This is a genomic window from Methylotuvimicrobium buryatense 5G, from assembly GCF_000341735.1.
In the GTDB taxonomy this organism is placed as follows: Bacteria; Pseudomonadota; Gammaproteobacteria; order Methylococcales; family Methylomonadaceae; genus Methylotuvimicrobium; species Methylotuvimicrobium buryatense.
In genome coordinates this window covers 4,034,389-4,048,336 of sequence record NZ_KB455575.1, presented here as the reverse complement: position 1 = coordinate 4,048,336, position 13,948 = coordinate 4,034,389, and the positions used below count along the sequence as shown (strand labels likewise).

General features: G+C 50.6%; 13 protein-coding genes. All 13 read right to left on the bottom strand.

What is annotated here, in order from left to right; all coding sequences use genetic code 11:
• Positions 1–110: 110 nt before the first annotated feature.
• The 13 genes from hisS to METBU_RS0118120 all read right to left on the bottom strand — a co-directional run bounded on the left by hisS (position 111) and on the right by METBU_RS0118120 (position 13,494).
• Complete coding sequence (gene hisS, locus METBU_RS0118185; RefSeq protein WP_026130313.1) at positions 111–1,382, bottom strand: histidine--tRNA ligase; 1,272 nt, start codon at positions 1,380–1,382, stop codon at positions 111–113.
• Positions 1,372–2,151, bottom strand: coding sequence for a type IV pilus biogenesis/stability protein PilW (pilW, locus tag METBU_RS0118180; protein ID WP_235726426.1), 780 nt, complete (start codon positions 2,149–2,151; stop codon positions 1,372–1,374). Before pilW ends, hisS begins: the two co-directional genes overlap by 11 nt.
• Entirely contained in the window at positions 2,141–3,253 is a 1,113-nt protein-coding gene (gene rlmN / locus METBU_RS0118175; RefSeq protein WP_017841978.1) for a dual-specificity RNA methyltransferase RlmN, read from the bottom strand. The genes pilW and rlmN overlap by 11 nt, the downstream gene beginning before the upstream one ends.
• On the bottom strand, positions 3,228–3,659 hold the full coding sequence (gene ndk / locus METBU_RS0118170) for a nucleoside-diphosphate kinase (protein ID WP_017841977.1): 432 nt from the start codon (positions 3,657–3,659) through the stop codon (positions 3,228–3,230). The genes rlmN and ndk overlap by 26 nt, the downstream gene beginning before the upstream one ends.
• Before the next feature lie 799 nt (positions 3,660–4,458).
• Entirely contained in the window at positions 4,459–5,385 is a 927-nt protein-coding gene (secF, locus tag METBU_RS0118165) for a protein translocase subunit SecF (RefSeq protein ID WP_017841976.1), read from the bottom strand.
• A gap of 27 nt (positions 5,386–5,412) precedes the next feature.
• Positions 5,413–7,260: a protein translocase subunit SecD gene (gene secD, locus METBU_RS0118160; RefSeq protein ID WP_017841975.1), complete on the bottom strand. Its 1,848-nt coding sequence runs from the start codon at positions 7,258–7,260 to the stop codon at positions 5,413–5,415.
• Between the two features lie 27 nt (positions 7,261–7,287).
• Positions 7,288–7,635: a preprotein translocase subunit YajC gene (gene yajC, locus METBU_RS0118155; protein WP_017841974.1), complete on the bottom strand. Its 348-nt coding sequence runs from the start codon at positions 7,633–7,635 to the stop codon at positions 7,288–7,290.
• Between the two features lie 43 nt (positions 7,636–7,678).
• Positions 7,679–8,794, bottom strand: coding sequence for a tRNA guanosine(34) transglycosylase Tgt (gene tgt / locus METBU_RS0118150; RefSeq protein WP_017841973.1), 1,116 nt, complete (start codon positions 8,792–8,794; stop codon positions 7,679–7,681).
• Positions 8,795–8,922: 128 nt separating this feature from the next.
• Positions 8,923–10,899 (bottom strand): monovalent cation:proton antiporter family protein, encoded by a 1,977-nt coding sequence (locus tag METBU_RS0118140; RefSeq protein WP_017841971.1) that lies wholly within the window; start codon positions 10,897–10,899, stop codon positions 8,923–8,925.
• 58 nt (positions 10,900–10,957) lie between these two features.
• Positions 10,958–11,305: a P-II family nitrogen regulator gene (locus tag METBU_RS0118135; RefSeq protein ID WP_014146999.1), complete on the bottom strand. Its 348-nt coding sequence runs from the start codon at positions 11,303–11,305 to the stop codon at positions 10,958–10,960.
• Positions 11,306–11,351: 46 nt separating this feature from the next.
• Complete coding sequence (locus METBU_RS29050) at positions 11,352–11,474, bottom strand: hypothetical protein (protein ID WP_017841970.1); 123 nt, start codon at positions 11,472–11,474, stop codon at positions 11,352–11,354.
• Between the two features lie 148 nt (positions 11,475–11,622).
• Positions 11,623–11,970 (bottom strand): phenylpyruvate tautomerase MIF-related protein, encoded by a 348-nt coding sequence (locus METBU_RS0118125; protein WP_017841969.1) that lies wholly within the window; start codon positions 11,968–11,970, stop codon positions 11,623–11,625.
• Between the two features lie 660 nt (positions 11,971–12,630).
• Positions 12,631–13,494, bottom strand: a complete 864-nt coding sequence (locus tag METBU_RS0118120; protein ID WP_138767232.1) for an aldo/keto reductase family protein — start codon at positions 13,492–13,494, stop codon at positions 12,631–12,633.
• Positions 13,495–13,948 lie beyond the last annotated feature (454 nt).

Genomic DNA, 13,948 nt, shown 5'->3' with positions numbered 1-13,948 from the left:
ACCATTTGAGGTGCTTAATTTATGACCAAATCCTAAGCACAATCAGCGTTCTATTTAATGAGACGCAATCCGTAAACTTTGTCTTATCCGATTCCTGCCTTACCAGCAATTCAAAAACGACTTTTTAAAAATTCCAAAGCTTGCTGCAGCGGCAGATTTTGCTGTTCTTGATTCTGACGCAGCGCTTTAATACCCACTTCTCCACGCACCGCTTCATCGTCACCGATGATCAAAGCATATTCGGCGCCGCTTTTATCGGCTTTCTTGAATTGACTTTTAAAACTGCCGCCGCCGCAATTAATTTGCAGTCTTAATCCGGGCAACTCATTGCGAATAGTCTCGGCCCATTCCATGCTAATTCGCTCTGCTTGTTCGCCGACTCGAATCATATAAACGTCGACTACCGGTTTGATCGGCAAATTCGGCAAAGTTTCCATCAAAGCCAAAATACGCTCCATACCCATCGCAAAGCCGACCGCATGATTGGCTTTTCCGCCCAATTGCTCGATTAAACCGTCATAACGACCGCCCGCACAGATCGTGCCTTGCGCGCCTAATTCGGCCGTCACCCATTCGAAAACAGTCTTACTGTAATAATCGAGGCCTCGCACCAAACGAGTATTCAGGACAAATTCTATACCCAATGTCTTCAAAGTCTCGGTTAACGACTTGAAATGCGCTTGACTATCGCTGCCCAAAAAGTCGGTCAATTCGGGCGCATTAGCGATCAACTCGCGCATCCCTTCATTCTTAGTGTCAAGAATCCGTAGTGGATTCGTGTGCAAACGCCGGCGACTATCTTCGTCGAGTAATTCAAGATGCTCGCTGAAATAATCGACCAACTTCTCGCGGTATACCAACCTTTCTTCGATTGTACCGAGCGTATTAAGCTGCAATTCGACTTTATCGGCAATTCCTAAGCGCTGCCAAAATCGATGGCTCAGCAAAATCAATTCCGCATCGATATCGGGCCCCGGCATACCATAAGCTTCGACGCCCAATTGGTAAAACTGGCGGTAACGGCCTTTCTGCGGACGTTCATGCCGAAACATCGGCCCGTAATACCATAACCGATGCATTTGATTATGCAATAAGCCATGCTCGAGCGAGGCTCTCAAACAACCTGCCGTGCCTTCGGGGCGTAGCGTCAACGAATCGCCGTTACGGTCGTCGAAGGTATACATTTCTTTTTCGACAATATCGGTCACCTCGCCGATCGAGCGCTTGAATAATTCGGTTTTTTCGACGATCGGCAACCTTATTTCGCTGTACCCGTAGGATCCTAGCACTTCCGAAATTATCCGTTCGGCATACTGCCAAAGCGGCGATTGATCCGGCAGAATGTCATGCATTCCACGGATTGCCTGAATATTATTTGCCATGTTTTAATTTTTCTTGCGTTGAATAAATCCGCTGAGTCTCTTCCGCCAACGGAAATGATTCCATCAATTGACTTTTGTATCGCTCGGCGATCTCTTGATTGCCGAGCGCCCGTTCGGTTTGGTAGGCATACCACAGCGCTTCAGCTGATTGCCGGGAAACATTACTATAACGCTCATAAAACCCCTTCGCCGCCCAATAATCGCCATTTTGATAACTGAGCTTTTGCATCGCTTGAAGCGCCGGCGCATAATTGGGTTGCCGCTGTAATGCCTGCCTCAGGTAGGCTTCGGCCATCGTCGACTTCTTTTGCGTCAATGCGCAACGCCCTGCATTCGTTGCCGCAAGCCACTGGCGATTATTCAAAGGACTGCGCACCGCCTTTTCCAGATAAGCCATGCCTTCCTGGTATTCGCCTCGTTCGCAAAGAAAACGCCCGAAATTATTCAATACGCTCAAATCCTCGGCATCCAATTTCAAGGCGTACTCATAGCTTTCCCGGGCCGACTCCTCATCATTAAGCTTTTCATACAAAAATGCCAAGGCATTATGTGCCTCGACATTTTTTGAATTTAAATCGACAGATCGCTCCAAATGCTGCTTAGCAATGGCCAGTTTATCCATGCTCATATAGCGGACCCCCAATTGTAATTGGGTATCGGCGGCTTCCACTTTGTCACCGCGAGAATCGAACAAAGAACATGCAGGCATTGCAAGCAACACACTGACTACCGAAACCAAGCGGCAAAATAGAGCCATCCTATGCGGCACGTTCAGATCCTGCCAACTGTAATTTTAAGTGTCGGCGGCTTTTATCCTGAACTTTGCCGACCAACTGCCCGCAGGCGGCGTCGATATCATCGCCGCGCGTCTTTCTAATCGTCGTGACCATGCCGGCATTATGCAAAACAGCGCGAAAACGATCGATTGCATCGCTGCTCGAACAACGATAGGACGAATTCGGAAAAGGATTGAAAGGAATCAAATTAATTTTCGACGGTACGGTTTTCAATAGCCTGATCATTGCTTTAGCATCCTGCACCGAATCATTAATGCCTTCGAGCATCACATATTCGAAAGTAATCCTACGACGCGGGGAACTTTTAACATTATCGCGGCAAGCCGCCAGCAATTCCTTTAACGGGTATTTCTTATTGATCGGCACCAACTCGTCGCGCAGTTCGTCGGTCACAGCGTGCAATGACACCGCTAGACTAACATCGCAAACTTCGGTCAAACGGTACATCGCCGGCACGATGCCGGACGTACTGATCGTCACGCGCCGCTTCGACAAACCATAGGCGAAATCGTCCATCATCAGATTCATTGCCGCTACGACATTGTCGAAATTAAGCAAGGGCTCGCCCATGCCCATCATCACGACGTTGGTGATTTTTTGTGCCGAACCCAAACGCTTTTGCGCGGCGAACAACTGACCGATAATCTCGGCCGTCGTCAGATTTCGGTTAAACCCTTGCTGAGCGGTCGAACAAAAAGTACACGCCAATGCGCAACCGATTTGCGAAGATACGCACAAGGTACCCCGCCCTTCTTCCGGTATAAATACCGTTTCGATACGGTTTCCGCAAGAAGTCTCCAAGACCCATTTACGCGTGCCGTCCGAAGCGAGTTGTTCGAGCACGATTTCAGGCGTATCGAGCGAGCATTGTTCGGCTAACTGCGTGCGCAAGGCCTTACTCAGATTGCTCATTTGAGAAAAATCCTCGACGCCTTCCTGGTAAATCCATTTGAGCAATTGCGTCGCGCGAAAAGGCTTTTCGCCGATTTCGACGAAAAAGGCTTCGAGCCCTTTTCTGTCGAAATCGAGTAGATTGATCTTGTTCAGTTTAGCGGGTGCGAGGGCAAAGTTCATTTTCTGTAAAAAAGAAAGCGATTTCTTGCTGAGCGGTTTCAGTCGCATCGGAACCGTGTACGGCATTAGCGTCGATGCTGTCGGCGAAATCGGCGCGAATCGTTCCGGGCGCCGCTTCTTTAGGATTGGTCGCGCCCATTAAATCGCGGTTTTTCGCAATCGCATCTTCGCCTTCCAAAACCTGCATCATAACAGGACCCGTAATCATAAAATCGACCAAGTCTTTAAAGAAAGGACGCTCTTTATGAACGGCATAAAAACCTTCGGCCTGCTCGCGGGTCATGTGCAGCATTTTCGCGGCAATGATTTGCAAACCGTTTTTTTCAAAGCGACTGTAAATTTCGCCAATGACGTTTTTCGCAACTGCATCAGGCTTAATGATTGAAAAAGTACGTTCTATTGCCATTCTTAAATAACTCCAAATTATATTAAAAAAATTAAACTACCAAATACCTATCCGATAGTGTGATCGCTTTTCTATCGTTCCCACGCTCCAGCGTGGGAACGTAGGCCGAGACGCTCTTGCGTTTCGTACCGCTGGAGCGGTACTCAGGCATTCCCACGCAGAGCGTTCATCGTTATACATAAAATGCGCATTACCATCTTGCCATCTTAGCTAATGCGACTTCGATAACATTTATTGTCACTTAGCGCGCCCGACTTCGAAATCGAGACGAAGGCGTCGCTCCCACAAGGGGGCGGATGCTTCTGTGGGAGCGATCCCATGATCGCGATTTCGAAGCCACTGCCGTTCAATATCCGCAGATTTGTCAAACCGCACCGTTCCCGGATATTCGATAGCCTCTGTTTCACTCGTTCCCAAGCTCCAGCTTGGGAATGCAGTACGAGAAGCTCCAGCTTCTCGTAACCGGTAAGCAAGAGCTTAACTAAAAGGTTTCCCAAACCAAAGAGCCTGTGAAGGCGTGCAGGATGCGTTAAACAACGTGCGCCGCACAGGTCGCGATCGATGCGGTTCGCGCCTCACCGCATCCTACGAGCTTCGTCAAGCAGAGCTTGAAGGTAGGCGTTCCCAAGCTGGAGCTTGGGAACGAGACATAGCTTTTCTAAGGCCGGACCTATTCACTATTCACTATTCACTATTCACTGCTAACTGCTAACTGCTAACTGCTAACTGCTAACTGCTAACAATGATAAGCTAAATCATTCATTTCCCAACTACCCCGATCGATTACCAAATACTTAATTTAAGGCAAATCATCGACATCGGTACCTTCTTTGACCGGCACCATCAAATCTTTTTGCGTGATACCTAATGCCAGTACGATCGGACTCGCAACAAAGATGGAAGAATAAGTCCCTATCAAAATACCGACCAACAAAGCCACTGAAAAATTATGAATAATTTCGCCGCCGAGCACAGCCAATGCGATCAACACTAAAATCGTCGTGAACGAGGTCATCAGGGTACGGCTCAAGGTTTCATTTAAAGAAGTATTCATGACCTCCTCGGAACCAACCTGTCTTAAAAGTCTAAAATTGTCGCGAATTCGGTCGAATACGACGATCGTATCGTTCAGCGAATAACCGATAACCGCCAGCAACGCAGCCAATACCGTCAAGTCGAACTCAAGCCCGAACAGCGAAAAAAAGCCGAGCGTTATGATGACATCGTGAATCAAGGCAGCAACCGATCCCAACGCAAATTTGTATTCGAAACGCCACGCGATATAAATCAACACCCCGAACATCGAATACAGCATTGCCAAACCGCCGTCTTCGGCCAATTCATCGCCGACTTGCGGCCCGACGAATTCGACACGGCGCAATTCGGCCGGTTCCGCCGTTTTTTTATTGATCGCCGCAACGACCTGCGCGCTGAGCTCGGCACTCGACACAGTCTCATCGGGCTTCAAGCGGATCAAGACGTCCCTGGAGCTACCGAAATGCTGCACCATTGCATCTCCGAACCCCTCATCGGCAAGCGCCGCGCGCATCACCGTCAAGTCGGCCGCATTTTGATAAGCAACTTCAACCAACGTACCGCCGGTAAAGTCGATGCCCATCTTTAAACCCTGAGTCGCTAACGATCCGATCGAAACGAGCAGCAGCAACGAGGAAAAAATATAAGCCCACTGACGCTTTCCCAAAAAATCTATCGTTTTAATATTCATAATCAGTCTTCTTAATCCGAAATGCGCCTAAATGGATAATTTCTCGACACGGCGACTGCCGTATATCCAGTTAATAACCATCCGGGTGCCTAAAATAGCCGTAAACATCGACGACAAAATACCGATCGACAAAGTCACCGCGAAACCTTTGACCGGCCCCGTGCCGAATCCGAACAAGACCAAGGCCACTAAAAGCGTTGTAATGTTGGCGTCGAAAATTGTCCCGAAAGCCTTTTCGTAACCGGCATAAATACTCGATTGCGGCGTGTTACCGTTTTTGATCTCCTCGCGAATGCGTTCGAAAATCAATACGTTAGCATCGACCGCCATACCGATAGTCAGCACGATCCCGGCAATGCCCGGCATGGTCAGCGTCGCCTGCAACATCGACAAGATTGCTACGATAACGACGAGATTGAACCCCAACGCCAGATTTGCGACCAAACCGAACACGCGGTAATAAGCCGCCATGAATAACAGCACCAGAACAAAACCGACCATGACCGACCGCATGCCTTGGTCGATATTATCTTGGCCGAGGCTCGGACCGACGGTGCGCTCTTCGACGATATCGACCGGCGCGGCCAAGGCGCCCGCTCTAAGCAATAAAGCTAAATTACGGGCTTCCGTAGTGCTATCGAGACCGGTCGTTTGGAAACGCTTACTAAAGGCATCGCGAATCGTCGCGACGCTGATCACTTTTTCAACCTTTTCCTTGGTCCGAACTTTTTCGCCGTTAACTTCACGCGTTTTTACTTTATATTCGACGAACACGACCGCCATCGGCCGGCCGATATTCTCGCTGGTCACCTTACCCATTTTCTTCGCGCCGATACCGTTCAAGGTCACAAATACCGAGGGCGAATTATTTTGATCCAATCCGGACGATGCATCGACGATCTGATCGCCGGTCACGATAATTCGCCTATCCAATAGAATCGGATTACCGTTTTTCTCATAATAGATACGGCTACCGACCGGCGGCCGTCCTTGTAAAGCTTTTTGTACGTCATGCTCGACATCGACCAAGCGATACTCTAATGTCGCGGTCGTACCTAGAATATCCTTGGCACGGGTCGTGTCCTGAATGCCGGGCAATTGCACGACGATACGATTATTACCTTGCTGTTGAATGACCGGCTCGGCAACGCCTAATTCGTTAACCCGGTTACGCAAGGTCGTGATATTTTGCGCCAGAGCGAATTTTTTAACTTCTTTTTGCTCGGCTTCGGTAATTTTTAGCCAAAGCTCGTTCTCGACATTCGGCCGTTCGATATTCAGCGTCGAAAAATCCTTGTCCAGCACCGCAACGGCAGCATTGGTATCTTCCTCGTCTCTAAGCTTAACGCGGATATAGCCGGTTTCTTGCGACACCGATTGGTAACGGATTTTGGCATCGCGCAAGGCCGAACGAACGTCATCATTATAACGCTCCTCGGCTTGCTTAACCGCGGCATCCATATCGACTTCAAGCATAAAATGCACGCCGCCTCGCAAATCGAGGCCCAGATACATAGGGCTTGCACCGAACGCGCGCAGCCAACCCGGCGTCGCGGGCGCCAAGTTAAGCGCGACCGTAGCATCGTTTCCCAGTCTATCCCTCAGTAAATCCGCCGCTTTCAATTGGTCGTTGGTATCGTTGAAACGGATCAAGATATTGCCATTACCGGTTTCAACTTCTTTAATGGTCATTCCGGCTTGCTTGACCAATTCTTCTATCTGCTGAACCTGGGCGGTCTCGACCGTACTGACATTCGAGAAGGACACCTGAACCGACGGATCGTCGCCGAAAAGATTGGGTAAGGCATAAATAAACCCAATCAAAAAGACGATCAGGATTAATAGATTTTTCCAGAGTGGGAAACGATTTTGCATTTTATTATTCCGACTTTAAACCCGCGATCAAACTTTCGGTTTTTTGGCGATCGCTTTATAGGTGCCTTTCGGCATTAAACTGCCAATGGCATGGCGTTGAACCTGAATGAAGACATTCTCGCTGATTTCAAGCTTGACAAAATTATCGTCTAAATCCGCGACCTTACCCAGAATGCCGCCATTCGTCACGACTTCGACGCCTTTAGTCAACGAGTCGATCATCTGCTTGTGTTCCTTGCTGCGCTTAGATTGCGGCCGCAGAAACAAAAAATAGAAAAACACCAGAATCCCTAGCGGAAACAGCAATCCTTCAAAACCGGGTTGCTGAGCCGCCGGCGCGGCTTGCGCCATGGCATCGGAAATTAAGAAACTCATTGTTATCCTCTTTTATAGTAGTTGTTATACAAAAAGGCCGCCATTATGCCACATCGGGAACGTTTTTACCTCGTTGTTGATAAAACTGCTTGACATAATCATCCAAGCTCCGAGTTTCGATCGCCTGCCGAAGTTCCTGCATCAATTGCAAATAATAAAAAAGATTGTGAATCGTATTAAGACGCGAACCGAGCATTTCGCCGCACTTATCCAAATGCCTAAGGTAAGAACGCGAATAATGCCGGCAGGTATAACAGCCGCAATTTTCATCGAGCGGCCCGGTATCGAACTGGTAACGACTATTGCGGATTTTAATGACGCCGCTCCGCGTGAACAAATGGCCGTTGCGCGCGTTACGAGTCGGCATCACGCAATCGAACATATCGACGCCGCGCCGGACCGCCTCGACCAGATCTTCGGGCGTGCCGACGCCCATCAAATATCGCGGTTTATCGGACGGCATCATCGGCTGCACGACATCGAGCATCGCCAGCATTTCCTCTTTCGGCTCGCCGACCGATAGCCCTCCGATCGCATAACCGTCGAAACCGATATCGACCAAACCCGCCAACGATTCTCGCCTTAAGTGTTCATACATGCCGCCCTGCACGATACCGAACAAGGCCGAAGGATTCTCGCCATGCGCCTTCTTGCTGCGCTCGGCCCAGCGCAAAGACAGGCGCATCGAATCGGCGGCCTGATCGACCGAGGCCGGATAAGGCGTGCATTCGTCGAAAATCATCACGATATCCGAGCCTAAATGCCGTTGCACAGACATCGATTCTTCCGGCCCCATGAAAATCGAGCTGCCGTTGATCGGCGATTTGAAGGTCACGCCCTGCTCGGTGATCTTGCGCAAGGCGCCGAGACTGAACACCTGAAAGCCGCCGGAATCGGTCAAAATCGGCTTATCCCAATGCATGAAATCGTGCAAATCGCCGTGCGCGTTCATGACCTCGACACCCGGCCTCAACATCAAATGAAAGGTATTGCCAAGAATGATTTGCGCACCGACATCGTTCAATTCTTCCGGCGTCATCGCCTTGACTGAACCATAAGTGCCGACAGGCATAAAAACGGGCGTTTCAACAACGCCGCGCGCGAAAGTCAGGCGGCCGCGCCGCGCAAGGCCGTCCGTATTGAGTAAATCGAATTGCATATCAAAAATGAGAAAGCCGAGCGAAGTTCCGGCAGATTCAGCCTAAAAGCGCGCTATTATATCGGAGTGTCCAATTTTCTGTCAGATATTAGCCGCGGCAAAACGTTCGGCTAACAAGGCTTGCGCCATCAACCGAGCAAAAGCCGCTCGGCCCGGTCCAAAGTGCCGGGCGCTCCGAACAGCACGACGACATCACCTTCGACGATGAACACATCGAGCGGATCCTCCTCTCTGCTCCCTTGCCTGACCAAAGACGAAACCGTCACGCCGTCGAAAGCAAACTCGGAAAGTTTTTTGCCGATTCCCCGACTACCCGGCAACATCAAAACGCTGCGCAGCCCGTCCTCCGTCAGAATATTCGGATTATCCGAAAACACATCCTCGCCGCGATACAATTCGCGCAGCAGCCGGTAACGGCCGGCCCGCTGCTGCTGCATCCTGCGCACGACACGCTTGAACGGCACGTTTAGCAACAACAACGCATGAGACGCAATCATCAGTCCAGCTTCGAGCACCTCGGGCACGACTTCGGTCGCGCCGGCTTGCCGCAATTCATCGACATGGGCCTCGTCGCGCGTTCGCACCATGACCGGCAAATCCGGACGCAATGCGCGAACGTGATGCAAAATCTTTTTCGCCAACAACACATCGTCGTAACTGATCACGAGCAATTTGGCGCTATCGATGCCCAAGGCCTCGAGAATGTCGCGCTCCGACGAGTCGCCGTAATAGACCGGTTCACCAGCGACATGAGCCTCTTTGATACGCGCCGAATCGAGATCGACCGCGACATAAGGAATTTTTTCCTCTTCGAGAAAATGACCGACACTCTGTCCGATACGACCGTAGCCGCAAATGATCGCATGATCGTGTAGATGTTGCGTCGCATCGGCACTAACCGGCAACGTTTCGGGATCATTTTGACGCCTTACCGACCGTCGTACCAACAAGCCGGCCAGAACATGGTTATAGCGAATCAGAAAAGGCGCCACTATCATTGAAAACAATACCGAAGTAAAGACGATCTGTGAATATTGATTGGCAATGGCATTGACGTCGAGCGCGATCGCAAGCAACGCAAAGCCGAACTCTCCGCCGACCGCGAGCAAGAACCCGGTACGCCATGCAGTCAGACCGTCGAGACCCGACCAGCGCACGATCAGCGCGACCAAGACCGTTTTCGACACGAGCATCGCGATGGTGCCGATCGTTGCCCATTGCCAATTCTGAGGAATTGCGGCAGGATCGAACAGCATGCCGATGCTGACGAAGAACAAACCGATCAAGACATCGCGAAACGGCCTGATCGTCGATTCAACCTGATGGCGAAACTCGGTCTCACCGAGCATCATGCCGACCAGAAACGCGCCAAACGCCATCGACAAACCGAGCTGGCTGGTCGTCCACGCAGCCAACAGCGATACGAACAGCACCGTCAGCGTGAACAGCTCGGTGGAACGCCTTGCCGCGACGCTATGAAACAACGGGCGAAGCAACCATCTGCCCAGCATGAAAACCAGCAAAAATGCGACAATAGCCTTGGCCATTGCCCAGCCGAGCGATTCGAACAACACGCCGGCATCGTCATCAAGCACGCCGAGCACCGGAATGACAACAATCAAAGGCACGGCTGTCACGTCCTGAAACACTGACATCGCAACACCCAATCGGCCGTGCCGGCTATTTTCCTCCCCCTGCTCGGTGAGTTGTTTGCTGATGATCGTCGTCGACGATTGTGCGAACACCGCGCCGATCACGAACGAGGTCGCCGGCGGCAAACCGAGCAACCAACAGCCCGTGCCGATCAACGCTGTCGTCAAAACGACTTGCCCGGTGCCGAGACTCAAAACTTGACCGCGCAAGGCATGGATCTGTGGCAACGAAAAACTCAGACCGATCGTGAACAGCAAAAACACGATACCGAATTCGGCAACTTCCCGAATCTGTTGAACGTCGATGACCGGCCCCGGCGTATGCGCGCCGAACAGCACCCCGACCATCAGATAGCCGAGACTTGAAGGAATGTGCAGTTTCTGAAACAGGATGACGGCAGCCACGGACGTGCCGAGCATCAATAATATCTGCACAAAGGCTTGTTCTATCATCGGTTGGTGCGCTTGTTTTCGAATAAAATGTTAAATAACTCAAAGCAACGGCAGTCGCTCATACGAACGGCTTCTTTTTTTCCAGTTCTTTGACATGCTCGCTGAGCCCCAAGGCCTTGTCGACATCGAGCTGAATCGCGATGCCGGTGCCGAGACTTTCATCGAGATTGCCGGCTTCGGTAACCGCCTCCAAAATACGTTCGGCCCGCCTCGCCTCGGCCAGTATCAGCACGACCGCACGCGGGCTCAATATTTCGAAACCCAAAATACCGACGACTTTTTCGAGACCTTGCCCACGAGCCTTGCTGATGATCGTCGCACCAGTCGCACCGGCGTTTCTCGACGCGTCCATAACGTCTTCAACCTTGTCCTCATCGACAAAGACCATAATCAATTTAAATAACATAAAACCTCCTTTCTCCTTACTGTGAAAGTTCGTAGATTTAGACTCTTTATCTAATTTTCGATATACAAAAACTCAGCAACGAAAATGCCGGCTCCGAAGAGAGTGCGGTTGCTCGATCGACAAGCGCGTCGGCGGCAGGGCCGATTTTTGCTCCATGCAAAATCGGCATTCACGCCATCCATGGCAATCAGATTCCGCCGTCGAGCCTTCATTTGCCGGAGTGATAATAGCACCTTCATGTACGTTAGGTGATCACAATTATCCAAGGCTGAATCGCAGGGCAAATCTGCACAGTCGCCGCGCAACCTATCACTCGCTCATCCGAATGTTGAACCGTTCCATCCCCATAATTCCGCCGGGCAATTGCTGAATTCGATATAAACGCGATCGGGCGGTATCGACAATTCCTTTTCCAGCAAGCGGCTTAATGACGCCGACAACGAACGCGCCTGAGCGCCGCTCAAGCCGATACTTTTACATTCGAGATAAGCCAATGGCTTATCGCTGCCGCCGAACAACATCGGCTTGCCGGAAGCCAGCTCGACCATGACATAGCGCTCCGACTTACCGGTCTCTTTGGCCATCAGTTGCGACATTTCGGCCAGTAATGGCGAAGATTTTTCATCGGTGATGGGCGTATTGGTATTGAGTTTTAAATAAGGCATCGCAAATTCCTCTTAAGATACGGTAAAAATAACATCCCTAAATGTGTATGGGGTCCCACGGAGGACCGTGAGAACCAGGAAAAAATGCAGTAGGATGGGTAGAGGCGAAGCGAAAACCCATCTTAGGGTGATAAAACGTTGCGAACGGGTTTATAAAACCCGTCCGGCAAGTGGCATCGGGAGCTTCGATAAAATCCCCGGCTGCCGAGTATCGGTGGCTTCGATAGTCGCGACGAAGGCGTCGCTCCCACAGAGGATTGCAAGCGCTGTGGGAGCGATCCCCTGATCGCGATTTCGAGGCCGACAATGTTAAGTGACATAAAATGGTATCGAGGCCTCATTAGCTAAGATTGCATAAGGATAATTTATGACTTATATATACTTCGCGCGGTCCTCCGTGGGAATCCCTACCTTGGCTACCGAGACAAGATCAGCATTCCCAGACGGGTAGCGGTGCAAGCTGCATCGCCTAGCGCTTGCCGCTCCCCATGATGGGTTTCCGCTTCGCTACTACCCATCCTACTACCCTGCTACCCCCGACGCCGAGCCGCCCCTATCAAATGGCTCTCGCCTAGGATGGGTAGAGGCGGAAGCGGAAACTCATAACCACTGCCGGCATGCGGGAACGAGGATCATTGAACAATGACTCGAATCATCGATTCAAGCCGCAACATTTTCAATCATAGCTATTTCATCTGCATTGAACGCGAAGTCATATACCGACAAGTCTTGTTTCATATGCTCCGGATCGCTCGTGCCGGTCAACGGAATCATACCGAGTTGCAACGCGAAACGAAACACGGCCTGTGCCTTGGTACAGCCGTGACGCTTTGTAACCTGATCCATGATAGGGCGGTTCAATTCGGAAACGTTCGCCGTCAACAACGAAAAGCCTTGGTAAACGATGCCATGATCGCGACATTGCTTTCTAACCTCGGAATCCCATTGCGTCCGCGCAAAACATCGGTTTTGCACGAATGCCGGCTTAATCTCGGCAAATTCAATCAAGAGCCTTAATTGATCCTCACTGATATTCGAAACGCCGATCAATCGAACCGAACCGGATTTGCAGAGACTTTCCATCGCTCGCCATACTTCGCGATCCGCTTCGGCCAGACCTTGGCCTAGCGAAGGCCCATGCAAAATGTAGGAATCCAGATAATCGGTGCCCAAATGCTTTAGCGTGCGGCTGAACGACTGCTCGACCTGCGTGGCGTAATCCGCATCGGGATCGTAAGGAAGCCGATGATCTTGACTCGCCGCATAGGTAAACTTGCTTTGCAGAAACAGCTCGCCGCGTTTAAGTCGGCCCTCCCCCAGCACCTTGCTTAGCGCATGTCCGACGCCCTCTTCGTAATAATGCCGCCGCTGATTCGCGGTATCGACGGCCCGGAAGCCGGCTTCGATCGCGGCCAAAACCAATGCCTCGGTCCGTTCTTCCTTCCAGGCCGTCCCATAAAAGAAACTCGGGACTTCAATACCTTGAATCAAACGTACCGGACCCATTCGAATATCTTCACTCATACCCCGCCCCGTTAAATTTTAAAAAACCCTTTAATAACAACAGACCATACATTACCGAACGATAAAATAAGCTTTTATCCTGAAAAGAGCAGTTGAGAGTCTCAAACTATCGTTCGCCCTGAGCCCTTCGGCTGCGCTCAGGAGAGCCCTGTCGAAGGGTGATCGGTAGTTTGAGGCTTCACCAAGCCGGTGATAGGTAAGTATTCAGACCCCGTTGGCAAATTACCGCCATTCAGTCGCAATTGTTGGCCTCCCCCTTTGAAAAAGGGGGATTGAGGGGGATTTATTTAAAAAATCTCCCCTAGCCCCTCTTTTTCAAAGAGGGGGACTGAATACTTACGGTGATAGTGTTGTAGACCCTTCAGGCTTCGACTTGGCTCAGCACGAACGGTCTACAACACATGTCAACTGCTCTTTTTAGGTTTATTTATTGAATATTGATTGCCTTGATAAT

Bases quoted from the DNA above. Each gene is read 5' to 3' on its own strand.
- hisS (WP_026130313.1), bottom strand. From the start codon at position 1,382: ATGGCAAATAATATTCAGGCAATCCGTGGAATGCATGACATTCTGCCG.
- rlmN (WP_017841978.1), bottom strand. From the start codon at position 3,253: ATGAACTTTGCCCTCGCACCCGCTAAACTGAACAAGATCAATCTACTC.
- ndk (WP_017841977.1), bottom strand. From the start codon at position 3,659: ATGGCAATAGAACGTACTTTTTCAATCATTAAGCCTGATGCAGTTGCG.
- secF (WP_017841976.1), bottom strand. From the start codon at position 5,385: ATGAATATTAAAACGATAGATTTTTTGGGAAAGCGTCAGTGGGCTTAT.
- secD (WP_017841975.1), bottom strand. From the start codon at position 7,260: ATGCAAAATCGTTTCCCACTCTGGAAAAATCTATTAATCCTGATCGTC.
- yajC (WP_017841974.1), bottom strand. From the start codon at position 7,635: ATGAGTTTCTTAATTTCCGATGCCATGGCGCAAGCCGCGCCGGCGGCT.
- tgt (WP_017841973.1), bottom strand. From the start codon at position 8,794: ATGCAATTCGATTTACTCAATACGGACGGCCTTGCGCGGCGCGGCCGC.
- METBU_RS0118140 (WP_017841971.1), bottom strand. From the start codon at position 10,899: ATGATAGAACAAGCCTTTGTGCAGATATTATTGATGCTCGGCACGTCC.
- METBU_RS0118135 (WP_014146999.1), bottom strand. From the start codon at position 11,305: ATGTTATTTAAATTGATTATGGTCTTTGTCGATGAGGACAAGGTTGAA.
- METBU_RS29050 (WP_017841970.1), bottom strand. From the start codon at position 11,474: ATGCCGATTTTGCATGGAGCAAAAATCGGCCCTGCCGCCGACGCGCTT.
- METBU_RS0118125 (WP_017841969.1), bottom strand. From the start codon at position 11,970: ATGCCTTATTTAAAACTCAATACCAATACGCCCATCACCGATGAAAAA.
- METBU_RS0118120 (WP_138767232.1), bottom strand. From the start codon at position 13,494: ATGAGTGAAGATATTCGAATGGGTCCGGTACGTTTGATTCAAGGTATT.